12 protein-coding genes and 1 pseudogene are annotated in these 13,069 nt (G+C 70.5%); 5 read left to right on the forward strand and 8 right to left on the reverse strand.

What is annotated here, in order from left to right; genetic code table 11:
* Positions 1-28: 28 nt before the first annotated feature.
* The gene (locus ACF3M1_RS06460; protein ID WP_394004764.1) at positions 29-1,255 is read right to left on the reverse strand and encodes an endonuclease/exonuclease/phosphatase family protein; all 1,227 of its coding nucleotides are present in this window, start codon (positions 1,253-1,255) and stop codon (positions 29-31) included.
* An 8-nt stretch (positions 1,256-1,263) separates the two neighbouring features.
* Positions 1,264-2,168: pseudogene (locus ACF3M1_RS06465) on the reverse strand (arginyltransferase).
* On the opposite strand from ACF3M1_RS06465, the gene ACF3M1_RS06470 reads away from it, so the two are divergent.
* Complete coding sequence (locus ACF3M1_RS06470) at positions 2,168-2,872, forward strand: EF-hand domain-containing protein (RefSeq protein WP_394004765.1); 705 nt, start codon at positions 2,168-2,170, stop codon at positions 2,870-2,872. The pseudogene ACF3M1_RS06465 and the gene ACF3M1_RS06470 overlap by 1 nt on opposite strands.
* Positions 2,873-3,338: 466 nt before the next feature.
* On the opposite strand, the gene ACF3M1_RS06475 is transcribed toward ACF3M1_RS06470, so the two are convergent.
* The 4 genes from ACF3M1_RS06475 to ACF3M1_RS06490 form a co-directional block, all read right to left on the reverse strand.
* Complete coding sequence (locus tag ACF3M1_RS06475; protein ID WP_394004766.1) at positions 3,339-4,520, reverse strand: RNA polymerase sigma factor; 1,182 nt, start codon at positions 4,518-4,520, stop codon at positions 3,339-3,341.
* A gap of 78 nt (positions 4,521-4,598) precedes the next feature.
* Positions 4,599-5,432 carry a hypothetical protein gene (locus ACF3M1_RS06480; RefSeq protein WP_394004767.1) on the reverse strand — a complete coding sequence of 278 codons (834 nt, stop codon included), beginning with the start codon at positions 5,430-5,432 and terminating at the stop codon, positions 4,599-4,601.
* Position 5,433: 1 nt separating this feature from the next.
* A complete protein-coding gene (tesB, locus tag ACF3M1_RS06485; protein WP_394004768.1) occupies positions 5,434-6,321 on the reverse strand; it encodes an acyl-CoA thioesterase II in 888 nt (295 codons plus the stop codon).
* Between the two features lie 91 nt (positions 6,322-6,412).
* Complete coding sequence (locus ACF3M1_RS06490; RefSeq protein ID WP_394004769.1) at positions 6,413-6,985, reverse strand: N-acetylmuramoyl-L-alanine amidase; 573 nt, start codon at positions 6,983-6,985, stop codon at positions 6,413-6,415.
* 23 nt (positions 6,986-7,008) lie between these two features.
* Between ACF3M1_RS06490 and ACF3M1_RS06495 the strand changes: the two genes are divergently transcribed.
* The 4 genes from ACF3M1_RS06495 to ACF3M1_RS06510 all read left to right on the forward strand — a co-directional run bounded on the left by ACF3M1_RS06495 (position 7,009) and on the right by ACF3M1_RS06510 (position 11,518).
* Entirely contained in the window at positions 7,009-7,509 is a 501-nt protein-coding gene (locus ACF3M1_RS06495; protein ID WP_394004770.1) for an MOSC domain-containing protein, read from the forward strand.
* Positions 7,506-8,036: a hypothetical protein gene (locus ACF3M1_RS06500; RefSeq protein ID WP_394004771.1), complete on the forward strand. Its 531-nt coding sequence runs from the start codon at positions 7,506-7,508 to the stop codon at positions 8,034-8,036. The genes ACF3M1_RS06495 and ACF3M1_RS06500 overlap by 4 nt, the downstream gene beginning before the upstream one ends.
* 204 nt (positions 8,037-8,240) lie before the next feature.
* The gene (gene rlmKL, locus ACF3M1_RS06505; protein ID WP_394005203.1) at positions 8,241-10,448 is read left to right on the forward strand and encodes a bifunctional 23S rRNA (guanine(2069)-N(7))-methyltransferase RlmK/23S rRNA (guanine(2445)-N(2))-methyltransferase RlmL; all 2,208 of its coding nucleotides are present in this window, start codon (positions 8,241-8,243) and stop codon (positions 10,446-10,448) included.
* Between the two features lie 215 nt (positions 10,449-10,663).
* Positions 10,664-11,518 carry a pirin family protein gene (locus ACF3M1_RS06510; RefSeq protein WP_394004772.1) on the forward strand — a complete coding sequence of 285 codons (855 nt, stop codon included), beginning with the start codon at positions 10,664-10,666 and terminating at the stop codon, positions 11,516-11,518.
* Positions 11,519-11,596: 78 nt separating this feature from the next.
* On the opposite strand, the gene ACF3M1_RS06515 is transcribed toward ACF3M1_RS06510, so the two are convergent.
* Together ACF3M1_RS06515 and ACF3M1_RS06520 are read right to left on the reverse strand one after the other, a co-directional pair.
* Positions 11,597-12,049: a hypothetical protein gene (locus ACF3M1_RS06515; protein WP_394004773.1), complete on the reverse strand. Its 453-nt coding sequence runs from the start codon at positions 12,047-12,049 to the stop codon at positions 11,597-11,599.
* An 82-nt stretch (positions 12,050-12,131) separates the two neighbouring features.
* A complete protein-coding gene (locus ACF3M1_RS06520; protein WP_394004774.1) occupies positions 12,132-12,995 on the reverse strand; it encodes a pirin family protein in 864 nt (287 codons plus the stop codon).
* Between the last annotated feature and the right edge of the window lie 74 nt (positions 12,996-13,069).

A 13,069-nucleotide genomic window follows, 5' to 3' on the forward strand; every position in this document is an offset into this window, starting at 1 on the left:
GCGGGCCGGCGCCGGCGCCGGAAGATCGTCAGTCGCGCAGTACATCCACCCAGACGAGGCGATGGTCGCTGCCGTCGACGATCGCCGCATGCGGCGAGGCCGACGGCGGCCAGAACACGCCGCTGCCGGCCGGTCGATGGCCCACCGAGGGCAGCACGTAGTCGATACGCAGGTTGCCCACGCGCGGGCCGAAACTGCCGGTGTCGTGTGCGGCGGACCCGCGATGCAGCGCGTTCGCACCGCCCTCGGCCTCGGCGGCCTCGGCCGCACCTTCGCTGCGCGGCGTGGCCATGCGCAGCACGCGCGGATGTTCGAGCAGTTCGGTGATCACGCTGTGGTCGCCCGAACCGTCGACCGGATCGTTGTTGAGATCGCCCAGGATCACGAAGCGCGCATCGGCCGCGAGACCGCCGCAGGTGCCGGCGTCGTCGCACAACCAGTCCTCGTGGCCCGCGGATGCGAGGTAGGCGTTCCAGAGATGGATCTCGTCACGGTTGCGCGCGACGTTGCGCCGCTCCGGGCCGTCGAAGGCCGGCGGCGTGGGATGCGAGGCCAGCACGTGCAGCACGCCCTGCGGCGTGCGCACCGGCACGTCCCAGTGGGATTTGGACGACAGCCGCAACTGCGACCACACCGCGTCGGAATGGAAGAAGGCGCCGGTGGCCGGATCGCGCGGGCGGGTGGCGTCCGGCATCGCGCTCCACTTCAGCAGCTGGAACGTGCGCGCGGCCGCCGCGTCGATCGGGTACCGCGACAACAGCAACATGCCGTACTGGCCAGGATGCAGGCCGTAGCCCCAGGCATCGTTGCCGCGGTCGCGGCCATCACCGCCGACCGTGCCGTTGTTGTCGAGGTCCAGCCCGCTCTGCACGCCGGTGTTGACGGGCGCGAGATACCGATAGGGGTAATGCAACGCCGCGCCGCCGCCGGCCTGCGGCCGTTCCAGCCAGCGACGCTGGAACAGGTCGGCCGCGCTGCCGTCGGCGACGTAGTCGAACTCGTTGATCAGCACGATGTCGGGCCGCACCTGCTGCAACACCGCGGCCACCTTGCGCGCGTCGTCGTCCTCGCCCTGCAGGCGGCGCACGAGGCCGCCGGCCTCGTCGCTGTTGAGTGACGCGTTGTAGGTGGCGATGCGCAGCGCGCCATTCGCCGGAGCGGCAATGGACGTTGCGGCGGGGGCATCGCCTTGCACCGCAACCCGCACGCAGGCCGCGAGCAGCAGTGCCGCCAGTGCAAGCAGAAGCCAGGCCATCGCAGACCTCATCGCGCCGGGTCCGCCAGGAGCCGCCACTGACGGCCGTCGAAACCCTCGAGCGGGTGGAAGCTGCGTTTGTATTCCATCTTGCGGTGTCCTTCGATCCAGTAGCCGAGGTAGAGATGCGGGCGATGCTCGCGCTTCGCCCAGGCGATCTGCTTGAGGATCGCCAGTGTGCCGAGCCCGCGTGACGCGAGATCGGGCTCGTAGAAGGTGTAGACGGCCGACAGCGCATCCTCGGTGAGGTCGGTCACCGCGACCGCGACCAGCTGCCCGTGCAGGCGCAGTTCGAGCAGTCGGCCTTCGTTCCAACTGCCGATCAGGAACTGGTCGAACTCGTTCGCGCCGTGGTCGTCCATGCCGCCGCCCGGATGGCGGAACGCGAGATAGCGCCGGTAGAGCGACAACCGTTCGTCATCGCGCTCCGCCGCGACTACCCGCGTCTCGATGTCGGCATTGCGCGCGAGCGTGCGCCGCTGGCTGCGGTTGGGCGCGAACGCCTCCACCGGAATGCGCACCGCGACGCAGGCCTGGCACCCGGCGCAGTGCGGGCGGTAGACGATGTCGCCCGAGCGACGGAACCCCCAGCGTAGGGCCTGCGGGTAGACGCGCGGCAGGCGGCTGTCGCGCGGATCGAGCACCAGATCGCGCGCCGTGCGTTCCGGCCAGTAGCCACAGGCGTGCGCGCCGGTGTGGAACAGGCGCAGGTCGGCGGTGATGTCGCCGTCCGGATCGGGGCGCGGGGTGTGCTGCATGCGGTCAGGATAACGTCGCCCGTCGCAACGCACGCGACAGGCGCCACGGCCTGACCGCAGCTGAACCGGGCAGGGCGCGGGTCAACCGATGCCGCGTCGGGCGCGTTGATCCCTGCACAAGGCGGCGCCGTGCCGCACACAACGGGAACCGACAATGCAGACGAAGACCCTTGCCGCCGCGCTGGTCGCGGCGATGACCCTCTCCATGGCCGGCGCGAGCCTCGCCCAGTCGCCGACGCGCGCCGCCGGCAGCGACACCGCCGCCTCCAAGCCCGCCGGCGAACGTGCAAGTGCGCATGGCATGCGCGGCCACCGCGGCCCGGGCAATCCGGTCGATGCGCTGGCCCGCTTCGACACCGACAACGACGGCCGCATCAGCCGCACCGAAGCGCAGGCGGGCCAGGACGCGATGCAGGCGCGTCGTGATGCCAAGCGCGCGGAACGTGGCACGCGTGGCGACGCTGCGCGGGCCGAAGCGCCGCGCAGCGAGGGTGCACGCAGCGCCGAAGCGCGCGGTGAGCGGGCGAAGGCCGGCCCCGGTGGTCCGCGTGGGCACGCCGGACGCGGCTTCGATCTGGTCGCGAACTTCGACGCGATCGATACCAACCGCGACGGCTACCTCACCCGCAGCGAGCTGCGCACCTGGCACACGGCGAAGGCGGCCGAGCGTCGCGCCGAGGGCGAGCGTCGCTTCGACACGATGTTCCGCGAGGCGGACCTCAACGGCGATGGCAAGCTGAGCCGGGTCGAAGTCACCGAGAAGATGCCGCGTCTGGCCGATCGTTTCGCCTGGCTCGACGAGAACCGCGACGGCTTCCTCAGCCGCGAGGAGCTGCAGGCGGGGCGTCCGCAGCGCTGAATTACTGACTTGTGTAGTGGATGATCGAAACGGCCGCGAAGTTCGCGGCCGTTTCTTTTTGGGGAGATGGCACGGCACGTTCTGTTGAATCTGCCCACGCATCCGGTCGACAACTGCCTCCCGCCTCGCGGCCATCCTGTTGGTAATCCCGACCTTTCCCGTCGCCACCTGTCCTGTAGGAGCGCGCTTGCGTGCGAAAGGGCATCACCGGTCGCGCCCCTTCGCGCGCGAGCGCGCTCCTACAGGTGCGGCGTTCCTTGCTTCGTACGCATGGCCTCTGAAATTCCATCCCCCCGCGCACTCAAGCGCGGATGACGTGAGCCCCGCGTCCCCGCGAGCATGCGGATCGAAGCCCATGCACCGGTCGCAAATGCGCGGCGGCGCAACAGGTGGACGATGGGCACGCGCCGGTCGTGCGCGCACGGCGGCATGCGGGGAAGACGCTGCCTGCTGACCCAAACGCGGATTACGCGTTCCGCAGAAACAGGATCAGCATCGAACCCAGTACACCGAGATTGGTGATGATCAGCCCGCTGGAGCCGAACATCAGGCGATAAGCCAGTGCGCGTCGTGCGGCGCCGCGCGGATCGCGGGCGGCATCGCGGGCGAGCAGCGGGTCCATCAGCCGCGGCAGGCTCGTCAGCAGGGGATGGTTGAAGATCGCCATCAGCGCGATGCCGCCCGCAGCGGCCCAGACCGACGGCAGGACGCCCCTCTGCACGAAGAAACCGACCGGAAGCATGACGATCAGCGCGACCACGCCGCCGCCGACGAACCAGCGGTCGTAGAGCCGCAGGATCGCGCGGCGCTCGGCCTCGGTCTCCGCATAGCGCGCGATCATCGTGCGGCACAGCCACATCGTCAGCCCGCCGAACAGCAGGCCTGCTCCGGCGGCGCCGATCGCGCCCGCGCTTCCCAGTGCCGCCTTGCCGGCCACGCCGCCGCCGAATGCGCTGCCCGCGGCCACGCCTGCGAGGGTGCCGGCTGCCGCGGGTTTGGCGAAGGTCGCCAGTCCCGCCGTGACCAGCAGCGTGAACGCCGTGCCCGGCGCCGAACTTTCGGCGAACTCGCGGAACCGTGCGATCAGATCCTCGCGCAGGCTGCGGCGTGCACGCGACAGCCGCTTGCGCACCGCGGCATCGGACAGGCCGAGCAGCGCGGCGACCTGCTTCGAGTTGCCGCCCTCACGGTAGTAGAGCAGCAGCACTTCGCGGCTCTCGTCGGGCAGCTCGGAAATCAGGTCGGCGGCCACGCGGCCGGTCTCGTCGTCGACGATGCGCTGCATCGGGCAGCCGTCCGGGTCGGCGGCCTGCGCGATCGCGAGCTCGGCGGTCTCGCCGGCGACCAGGCGTTCGCGGCGCCCACGCAGGTGGTCGCGGGCGAGGTTGCGGGTGATCTGGCGCAGCCACGGCAGGAAACTCGTCGTGTTCTGCAGTCTGCCCAGCTGCTGCCAGGCCTTGAGGTAGGCCTCCTGGGCGATGTCCTGGCTGGCCTGCACGTCGCGGGTGATCGCCAGTGCGATCGCGGTGGTCGCGTTCTGGCTCAGGCGGACGATGCGGCCGTAGGCCGCCTGGTCACCGCCGCGCGCGGCGGGAAGCTCCAGGTGGATGCGGTGTTCGAGGCTGGCGTCGGCAGTGATCGAGTGCATCGGTCGGGTCCGTTCGGCGGGTGACGACGAACACGACGTGCGGCGCCGGCCGGATGTGACCGGCCCATCGATGATGCCTCACTCCGCGGGCGCGGCGCTCCAGGTGCGCCCGTCGCGCGCGACCGCCAGCGTCCGCGTGGTCCGCTCGCCAGTGCCGTCCGCGGCGCCGGTGACGATGTCCACGGTGCCGCGGCCCGAGCCGTCGGTGCGGTAATTGGCGATCTCCAGCCACGTCGCCGCATCGGTGCCCTCGCATGCGGGCACCGTGCGTACGCCGGGTGCGATCGCGTCCAGCGCGGCGAGCAGCGGGGCGGTCGGGGTCGCACCGTCGACCGCAATGCAGGCCACACCGTCGAGGGCGGCCAGTTCGGCGGCCAGCACGGTCTCGGCCAGCGCCTGCGGGACGGGGAGGCGATGCACCGTCGCCTCGACGGTCGGCGGCACCATGTCCAGCGTCGGCGCCGCCTCGACCGGTGCGCTGACGGCCGCCGGAGTTTCGAGCGTCGGCGGCGTGTCCGCATCGGGACGCGAAAGCCACGCGAGCGCGGTCACCAGCGCGGCGCCGCCGAGCAGGGTGTAGCGCACCTTGGACGCGCGGCTCATGCCGCGACGCGGTGCGGGGCGTTCGGCGAACACGACCTCGCCCTGACCGAGATAGCTGCGGGTCGAGGGCAGGTTCTGCAGCAGGCCGGCATCGCGCAGCAAGGCGCGGGCGCGGACCTGGTCGTCGGAGCGCACCACCCAGACCGACGGCCGGGGGCCACTGGCGCCGTCGCGGTAACTGAAATTGCTGCGGCGGCTGCCCTTGTACGAGCGGCCGTTGACGATGCGGACCTCGATGTCCTCGGCGCGCAGCAACTCGGCCACGCGCTCTACGTTTTCCAGGCGCGGACTGCTGAACACCTGGCGCATGTCAGCCGGCCGCCGGCGTCGACGGGTTGGCCGGGCGCGCCCGGATCATGCCTTCCTGCGCGGTGCTGGCGACCAGCCGCCCGCTGCGGTCGAAGATCTGCCCGCGCGCCAGACCCCGCGCGCCCTGGGCGCTGGGGCTGTCGAGCGAATACAGCAGCCAGTCGTCCACCCGGAACGGACGGTGGAACCACAGCGCGTGATCGAGCGAGGCCATCTGCACGTTCGGCTGGTAATAGCTGATGCCGTGCGGAAACGTGGCCGTGCCGAGCAGCTGGAAATCGGAGGCGTAGGCCAGCAGCGCGCGATGCAGCGCGGGCGCATCGCCGACCGGGCCGGTCAGGCGGAACCACATCTGCTGGAACGGCGGGCGTTTCGGCGGCTTGAGCTCGTCGCGCGGGTAGACGTGGCGGAACTCGAACGGGCCGCTGCGGTCGAGCCAGCGCTGCACCTTCACCGGCAGCGTCGCCAGCACCTCCGCCGGCAACGGATCCTGCGGTTCGATGTCCTCGGGTGCGGGCACTTCGGGCATCGAGAGCTGGTGTTCGGCGCCGGCTTCCTCTTCCTGGAACGAGGCGGCGCAGAAGAAGATCACCTTGCCGTGCTGGATCGCGGTCACCCGGCGCACCGAGAACGAGCCGCCGTCGCGCGTGCGGTCGACGTCGTAGACGATCGGCGCGTCGACATCGCCGGCGCGCAGGAAATAGGCATGCAGCGAATGCGCCGGGCGCGGGCTGGTCATCGTGGCCTGCGCGGCAGAGAGCGCCTGGCCCAGCACCTGGCCGCCGAAGACGTACTTCGTGCCGATGTCGCGGCTCTGGCCGCGGAACAGGTCGTCCTCGAGACGTTCGAGCGAGAGCAGGTCGATCAGTTCGGAAACGGGGGGCGTCATCGCGGAGACCGTGCACGGAGGGAGTGGCGGCGCGGGACGCGTGCCGGCCGACGATTATAGGTGGGCCGAGCGCCGGCCCTGACCCCGGCGTTCAGACGCCGATGCGCCGCAGCGGCACCCGTCCGAGCAGCGCCGGCCAGGGAAACAGCGGTCCGGGATCGCGCTTGCGGGCGACGGTGAGGCCGGGATCGTCACTGGCGGCGATGCGTCCGGTGTCCAGATCCTCGTGTCCGGCGATCTCGCGCAGGGCGGGCAGCGTGGTCCGCAGGTGCGCGAGCAGTCCGACGAGCGCGTCGAGCTGCGCCGGCGGATAGGCCTCGTCCATCGCCTGCCGGCGGCTGTCGTACCAGTCCGGGAAGCGTCCCGTATTGACCAGCTCGATGCCGATCGAGTGCGCGTTGTGGCCGCGCACGTGGTGCGCGACGCGGGTGGCCGGCACGTACTCGACGATGCATCCGTCTCGATCGATGTACCAGTGGCCGCTGGCGCCGGTGCCGCTGTCGTAGAGCACGCGCTCGCCGTAGGCGCGGGCCGTGGCGAGGTCGGGCAGCTCGGTGCAGTGGATGACGGCGAGTGTGATGTCTGACGCCGCGCGTGGCGGGAGCAGGTCCACGTAGGGCAGCGGTTGCAGCGCGATCCGGGGCGCGGACGTGGGGTCGGACATGGCGCGGATGCTAGCATTCACGCATGAGAAATCCGCCGCCAGATTCCGACCTGCACGCCCTGATGACGCAGTTTCCGCGCGCCGGGCGGGTCGACTGGATCGGCCTGCGGGCGGCCCGCGACATGCCGATCCGCGCCGTCGAGCGCGCGGTCGCGGTCGCCGGGGTAGGTCTGGAAGGCGACCGCTATGCCGGCGGCAGCGGCAAGCGCGGCGTGACCCTGATCCAGGCCGAGCATCTGCCCGCAATCGCCGCACTCAGCGGCCATGCCGAGGTCACACCGGTGACGTTGCGGCGCAATCTGGTGGTGTCGGGCATTGCGCTGATCGCGCTGAAAGGGCGGCGGTTCCGCATCGGCGAGGTGGTGCTCGAGGGCGCGGCGCCCTGCGATCCGTGTTCGAAGATGGAAGCGGCGCTCGGCCCCGGCGGCTACAACGCGATGCGCGGCATGGGCGGCCTGTGCGCCCGGGTGATCGCAGGCGGGGCGTTGAAGATCGGCGACGCGGTCGAATGGGTGGACGCATGAGCGACCGCGGCCATTGCATCCTGTCGCACGGTTTCGAGAGCGGGCCCGATGCGACCAAGGTCACCGCGCTCGCCGAAGCCGCCGAGCGTCTCGGCTGGAGCCACGAGCGCCCCGACTACACCGATCTCGACGGCAAGCGCGAGGTCAGTCCGCTCGGCGACGTGGCGGCGCGTGTGGAGCGCCTGCTCGGCCTGACGATGGCGGCCGCGCGCCGCGGGCCGGTGGTGCTGGCCGGGTCCAGCCTCGGCGCGTGGATCGCCGGCCGGGTCTCGCTGCAGGTGCCTGTGGCCGCGTTGTTCCTGATGGCGCCGCCGGTGCGGCTCGACGCCGCGCATCCGCTGCAGGCCGCCGAGGTGCCGCTGGCAGTGGTCCACGGCTGGGACGACGAACTGATTCCCGCGGCCGACGTCGTCGGCTGGACCGGTGCGCGGCGTGGCCGTCTGCTGCTGGTCGACGACAACCACCGCCTGAGTGCACACGTGGATACGTCGGCGGACGCGTTCGCGGCGTTGCTGCGATCGCTTTGACGGGCGAACCCCTGGTGTTCGCATCCACTCCCAGACATTTATTCGTCACTCCCGCGTAGGCGGGAGTCCAGCGCCTTCGCTGGACACGCGTTTCCCGGTCATCGTGCAGTGGCACTCGCCGAGCAGCCCAACGGCTCCAAGCGACGCATGCGCCGGAATCGTGAAGCAAGGCGCGAACATCGTTTAGGTACCACCCGGATTCCCATGAAATTTTTCGCCAGTTGCCCCAAGGGCCTCGAATACCTCCTCGTCGACGAGCTGCTCGCCCTCGGCTGCGCGCATGCCACGGCCACGACCGCCGGCGCCAATGTCGAAGGCACGCTGCACGACGCGCAACGCGCGGTGCTGTGGTCGCGCCTGGCCAGCCGCGTGCTGTGGCCGATCGCCGACTACGCCTGCGAGAACGAGGACGCGCTCTACGCCGGCGCGCGCGCCATCGACTGGACCGCGCATCTCGACGCGACGATGACGCTGGCGATCGACCCGCACGTCTCGGGCAGCGCGATCACCCATGCGCGTTACGCCGCACAGCGGGTCAAGGACGCCATCGTCGACAGCTTGCGCGAAGCGACGGGCGCGCGCCCGGATGTCGACGTCGAATCGCCGGACCTGCGCCTGAGTCTGGTGGTGCGCAAGGGCCGCGCGATCCTGTCGGTCGATCTCGGCGGCGGTCCGCTGCATCGCCGCGGCTGGCGCCGCGCGCAGGGCGAGGCGCCGTTGAAGGAAAACCTGGCGGCCGCGGTGTTGATGCGCGGCGGCTGGCCGGCGTTGTATGCCGAAGGCGGCGCGCTGCTCGACCCGATGTGCGGCAGCGGCACGCTGCTGATCGAAGGCGCGCTGATGGCCGCCGATGTCGCGCCCGGTCTGGCGCGCGACGGCGGTGCGGCGACGGCCGGGCGTGCGCCCAGCCGCTGGCGCGAATTCGATGTCGCGCACTGGCAGGCGCTGTGCGAAGAGGCGCTCGCCCGCGAGCGCACCGGACGTCAGCGCCTGCGCGCGGTGTTCTTCGGCCGCGATCTCGACCCGCATGCCATCCATGCCGCGCGCGAGAACGCGACCGCCGCCGGCCTGCGCGAGGCGATCGACTGGCAGATCGGCGATATCGCCACGCTGCAGGCGCCGGTCCCGCCGGCGTCGCAGGAAGACGCCGCGCTGGCCGAATCGGTGAAGCGTGGCCTCGCGGTCTGCAATCCACCCTACGACGCGCGTCTGGCCGCCGATCCCGCGCTGTACCGCACGCTGGGCAATGCGCTGGCACGCGCGGTGCCCGAGTGGCGCGCGAGCCTGCTGTGCGGTGACCCCGAACTCGCGCACGCGACCGGCCTGCGCGCGAAGAAGAAGTACCAGGTGTTCAACGGCGCGATCGAGTGCAGCCTGATCGTCTGCGACCCGGTGCGGCCACCGCAGCGTGCGGTCAGCGAGAACCCTGAAGCACTGGGCGAAGGCGCGACGATGGTCGCCAATCGCCTGCGCAAGAACCTGCGGAAGTTCAAGACCTGGCGCGAGCGCGAGGGCGTGAGTTGCTACCGCGTCTACGACGCCGATCTGCCCGAATACGCGGCCGCGATCGACGTCTACATCCAGTCCGAGGCCGACGTGAGCGCCGAGGGCGCACCGCTGTGGCTGCACATCCAGGAATACGCCGCGCCGGCTGAAATTCCCGAGGACGTGACCCGGCGCCGTTTCGGTGACGTGCTGGCTGCCGCGCGCGACGTATTCCGCATTCCGCGCGAGCGCATCGCGGTCAAGACGCGTTCGAAGGGCAAGGGCGGCAGCAAATACGGCCGATTCGATGCGCGGCACGAGTTCCTGCTGGTCGACGAAGGCCGCGTGCACCTGCGCGTGAACCTGTTCGACTATCTCGACACCGGCCTGTTCCTCGACCACCGCCCGATGCGCCTGCGCATTGCGGACGAGGCCGCCGACACGCGTTTCCTGAACCTGTTCGGCTACACCGGCGCGGCGACCGTGCACGCCGCCGGCGGCGGCGCGCGGACCACGACCACCGTCGATCTGTCGGGCACGTACCTGCAGTGGTGCGCCGACAACCTCGCCGCGAACGGCTACGGCGGTGCGAAACATCGCCTTGTCCAGGCCGATGCCCTGCAGTGGCTGGAAGCGGAGACCGCGCAGTTCGACCTGATCTTCTGCGACCCGCCGACGTTCTCGAACTCCGCGCGCGCCAAGGACTTCGACATCCAGCGCGAGCACGTGCGCCTGCTGGAGGCCGCGGTCGCGCGCCTCGCGCCGGGCGGTGTGCTGTATTTCTCCAACAATTTCCGCCGCTTCAAGCTCGACACCGAAGCGGTGGGCGCGTTCGCGCACGTCGAGGACATCAGCCCGGCGACGATCCCGCCGGATTTCGAACGCAACCCGCGCATCCATCGCGCCTGGCGGATCACCGCGCGCTGAGTCGCGGCAACTCTTACCCCGCGGTCACGCGAACCCCGGCGCGGCTCGTGTAGGCGCGCGCTCGCGCGCGAAGGGGCGTTCCCGGGAAGCCCAGGTCGCGCGCCAGCGCGCTCCTGCACATTGCCGCCCGCGCGGAAACCTCCGTTCCACCCGTGCACATGCAATCCGGCTGTGATGCCCGCATCGTCTTGTGCACCCCTGAGAGGAACCGACCGATGAACGCGATCCCGGATGCCGCCCGCATCGTCCGCACCGTGCGCGGCATGGCCGCCAGCGATGGCGCGGGCGTCAAGCTCACCCGCGTCATCGGCACGCCGCAGCTGCCGGATCTCGATCCGTTCCTGATGCTCGACGAGTTCGGAACCGACCGCGCCGAGGACTACCTGGCCGGCTTTCCCGACCATCCGCATCGCGGCTTCGAGACCGTCACCTACATGCTCGACGGGCGCATGCGTCACAAGGACAACCACGGCAACGAAGGCCTGCTGGTGCCGGGCAGCGTGCAGTGGATGACCGCCGGCCGTGGCCTCGTGCATTCGGAAATGCCGGAACAGGAGGCCGGCCGCATGCGCGGCTTCCAGCTGTGGATCAACCTGCCGGCGAAGGACAAGATGACTGCGCCGAAGTACCAGGAATTCGCGCCGGATGGACTGCCGGTGGTGGAACCGGCGGCCGGCGTGTCGGTGAAGCTCATCGCCGGCACGGTCGACGGCGTGTCCGGTCCGATCGCGCAACCGGCCACCGATCCGGTGTACCTCGACATCACGCTGCAGGTCGGCGCCACCTGGACCTACGGGCTGCCCGAAGGCCACAACATCTTCGTCTACGTCTACGAAGGTGGGCTCGAGGTGGGCGAGGGCGAGGACGCACGGCCTTTGGCGCAACAGGAGCTCGCGGTGCTCGGCGGCGGCGTACGCCTGCAGCTCCACGCCGGCGATGCGGAGACGCGGCTGATCCTCGTCGCAGGCCGTCCGCTGCGCGAGCCGGTCGCCCGCCATGGGCCGTTCGTGATGAACACCCGCGAGGAACTGATGCAGGCGTTCGTCGATTTTCAGCAGGGCCGCTTCTGAGCCGATGCTCCGGCGCCCCGCGCAGACTGGCGAACCAGGCTTGGGCGGCTGGGCATGGCCCGGCCGCCCCACGCGGGCTTACTTACTGCCGAGGCGGATGTCGGAGAAGTGCAGGCCTTCCGCATCCCGCAATGCACGCGTCAGCTGGGTCTCGTCGTTAGCGCGCACGATGATGTGTGCGTAATCGCCCGAGGGCAGTTCCAGCAGTGTTTCGCGCACGAGGGTGCCGGCGAGCAGATCGTTCTGCGGCGCGTGCCAGTAGGTCTGGTTGCCGTCGATCGTCACCCGGTCGCCGACGCGGTCCGTGCGGCGCGGTTTGAAGGTCGCGTCGCGCCCGATGGTCACCGCGAAGGCCTGCCGCGCGGTGTCGCGCTCGACCGCGCGGCAGAACACGAAGCTCGGTCCCTGCTGGACTTCCCACTGCGTGGTGGTGCCCGACGGCAGTTGCGGACAGTCGTTGGCCGACTGCGCATGTGCCGCGCCGGCGCACAGCAACGTGCCGATCAATGCCAGCGATCTTGTGGTCTGCATCACGTTTCCCCTGTTTGACGTCGCCCCGCCTTGACGATACGCCCACTTGCGTGCTGCGCCGCGGAATATTGTGTGACGCAGTTCACCTTTCTGGAAGCGGAATGAACTCGTCGTCGCCGGGCACCGTGCCGAAGTGGCCATCACGCCAGTCCTGCTTGGCCTGCTCGATGCGTTCCCTGGACGACGACACGAAGTTCCACCACAGGTGGCGCGGGCCGTCGAGCGGCTCGCCGCCGAACAGCATCGCCTTCAAAGGCGTCTTCGCGCGCAGCACGGTTCGCGCGCCGGAATCGAGCACGGCGAGATGCCGGGCCGGGACATCGACACCGTCGAGCTGGGCATCGCCCTCGAGGACGTAGAGCGCGCGCTCGGCGTGCGAGGGCGGGATCGTCAGTTCGGCATCAGGCTCCAGGTCGAGCGCGACGTTGAGCGTGTCGGCGAACACGCGGACCGGCGATTCCTCGCCAAAGCCGCGCCCGGCGATCACCCGCACCCAGGCGCCGTCGCGGCGGAACTGGGGCAGGGTGCTCGCCGGGTGGTGGTGGAATTCCGGTGCGGTTTCCTCGTGGGCCTTCGGCAAGGCCACCCAGGTCTGCATGCCGTGCAGCTGCTGCTCGCCCTCGCGCAGGGCGAGGGGGGTGCGTTCGGAATGGGCGATGCCGCGCCCGGCGGTCATCCAGTTGACGTCGCCGACGGTGATGTCCTGCGACGAGCCCAGGGTGTCGGCGTGGTGGATCGTGCCGGCCCACAGGAACGTCACGGTGGCCAGGCCGATGTGCGGATGCGGGCGGACGTCGATCCCGGCGCCGCGCTCGAAGACCGCGGGGCCCATGTGGTCGACGAAGACGAAGGGTCCCACGCTCCGCGCCTGCAGGGTGGGCACCGCGCGGCGCACCTCGAAGCCGCCGCCGAGATCGTGTGTGCGTGGCTGGATCAGCGTGGTCATGGCGGCTCCGTGGCGATCGGCAGGGCCACCAGCATGCCAGCGCGATGACCGGCGGCGCGGCGTTCGCGCGGGAC

Source organism: Luteimonas sp. WGS1318 (assembly GCF_043187535.1).
Classification (GTDB): domain Bacteria; phylum Pseudomonadota; class Gammaproteobacteria; order Xanthomonadales; family Xanthomonadaceae; genus Luteimonas.

Bases quoted from the DNA above. Each gene is read 5' to 3' on its own strand.
- ACF3M1_RS06460 (WP_394004764.1), bottom strand. From the start codon at position 1,255: ATGGCCTGGCTTCTGCTTGCACTGGCGGCACTGCTGCTCGCGGCCTGC.
- ACF3M1_RS06470 (WP_394004765.1), top strand. From the start codon at position 2,168: ATGCAGACGAAGACCCTTGCCGCCGCGCTGGTCGCGGCGATGACCCTC.
- ACF3M1_RS06475 (WP_394004766.1), bottom strand. From the start codon at position 4,520: ATGCACTCGATCACTGCCGACGCCAGCCTCGAACACCGCATCCACCTG.
- ACF3M1_RS06480 (WP_394004767.1), bottom strand. From the start codon at position 5,432: ATGCGCCAGGTGTTCAGCAGTCCGCGCCTGGAAAACGTAGAGCGCGTG.
- tesB (WP_394004768.1), bottom strand. From the start codon at position 6,321: ATGACGCCCCCCGTTTCCGAACTGATCGACCTGCTCTCGCTCGAACGT.
- ACF3M1_RS06490 (WP_394004769.1), bottom strand. From the start codon at position 6,985: ATGTCCGACCCCACGTCCGCGCCCCGGATCGCGCTGCAACCGCTGCCC.
- ACF3M1_RS06495 (WP_394004770.1), top strand. From the start codon at position 7,009: ATGAGAAATCCGCCGCCAGATTCCGACCTGCACGCCCTGATGACGCAG.
- ACF3M1_RS06500 (WP_394004771.1), top strand. From the start codon at position 7,506: ATGAGCGACCGCGGCCATTGCATCCTGTCGCACGGTTTCGAGAGCGGG.
- rlmKL (WP_394005203.1), top strand. From the start codon at position 8,241: ATGAAATTTTTCGCCAGTTGCCCCAAGGGCCTCGAATACCTCCTCGTC.
- ACF3M1_RS06510 (WP_394004772.1), top strand. From the start codon at position 10,664: ATGAACGCGATCCCGGATGCCGCCCGCATCGTCCGCACCGTGCGCGGC.
- ACF3M1_RS06515 (WP_394004773.1), bottom strand. From the start codon at position 12,049: ATGCAGACCACAAGATCGCTGGCATTGATCGGCACGTTGCTGTGCGCC.
- ACF3M1_RS06520 (WP_394004774.1), bottom strand. From the start codon at position 12,995: ATGACCACGCTGATCCAGCCACGCACACACGATCTCGGCGGCGGCTTC.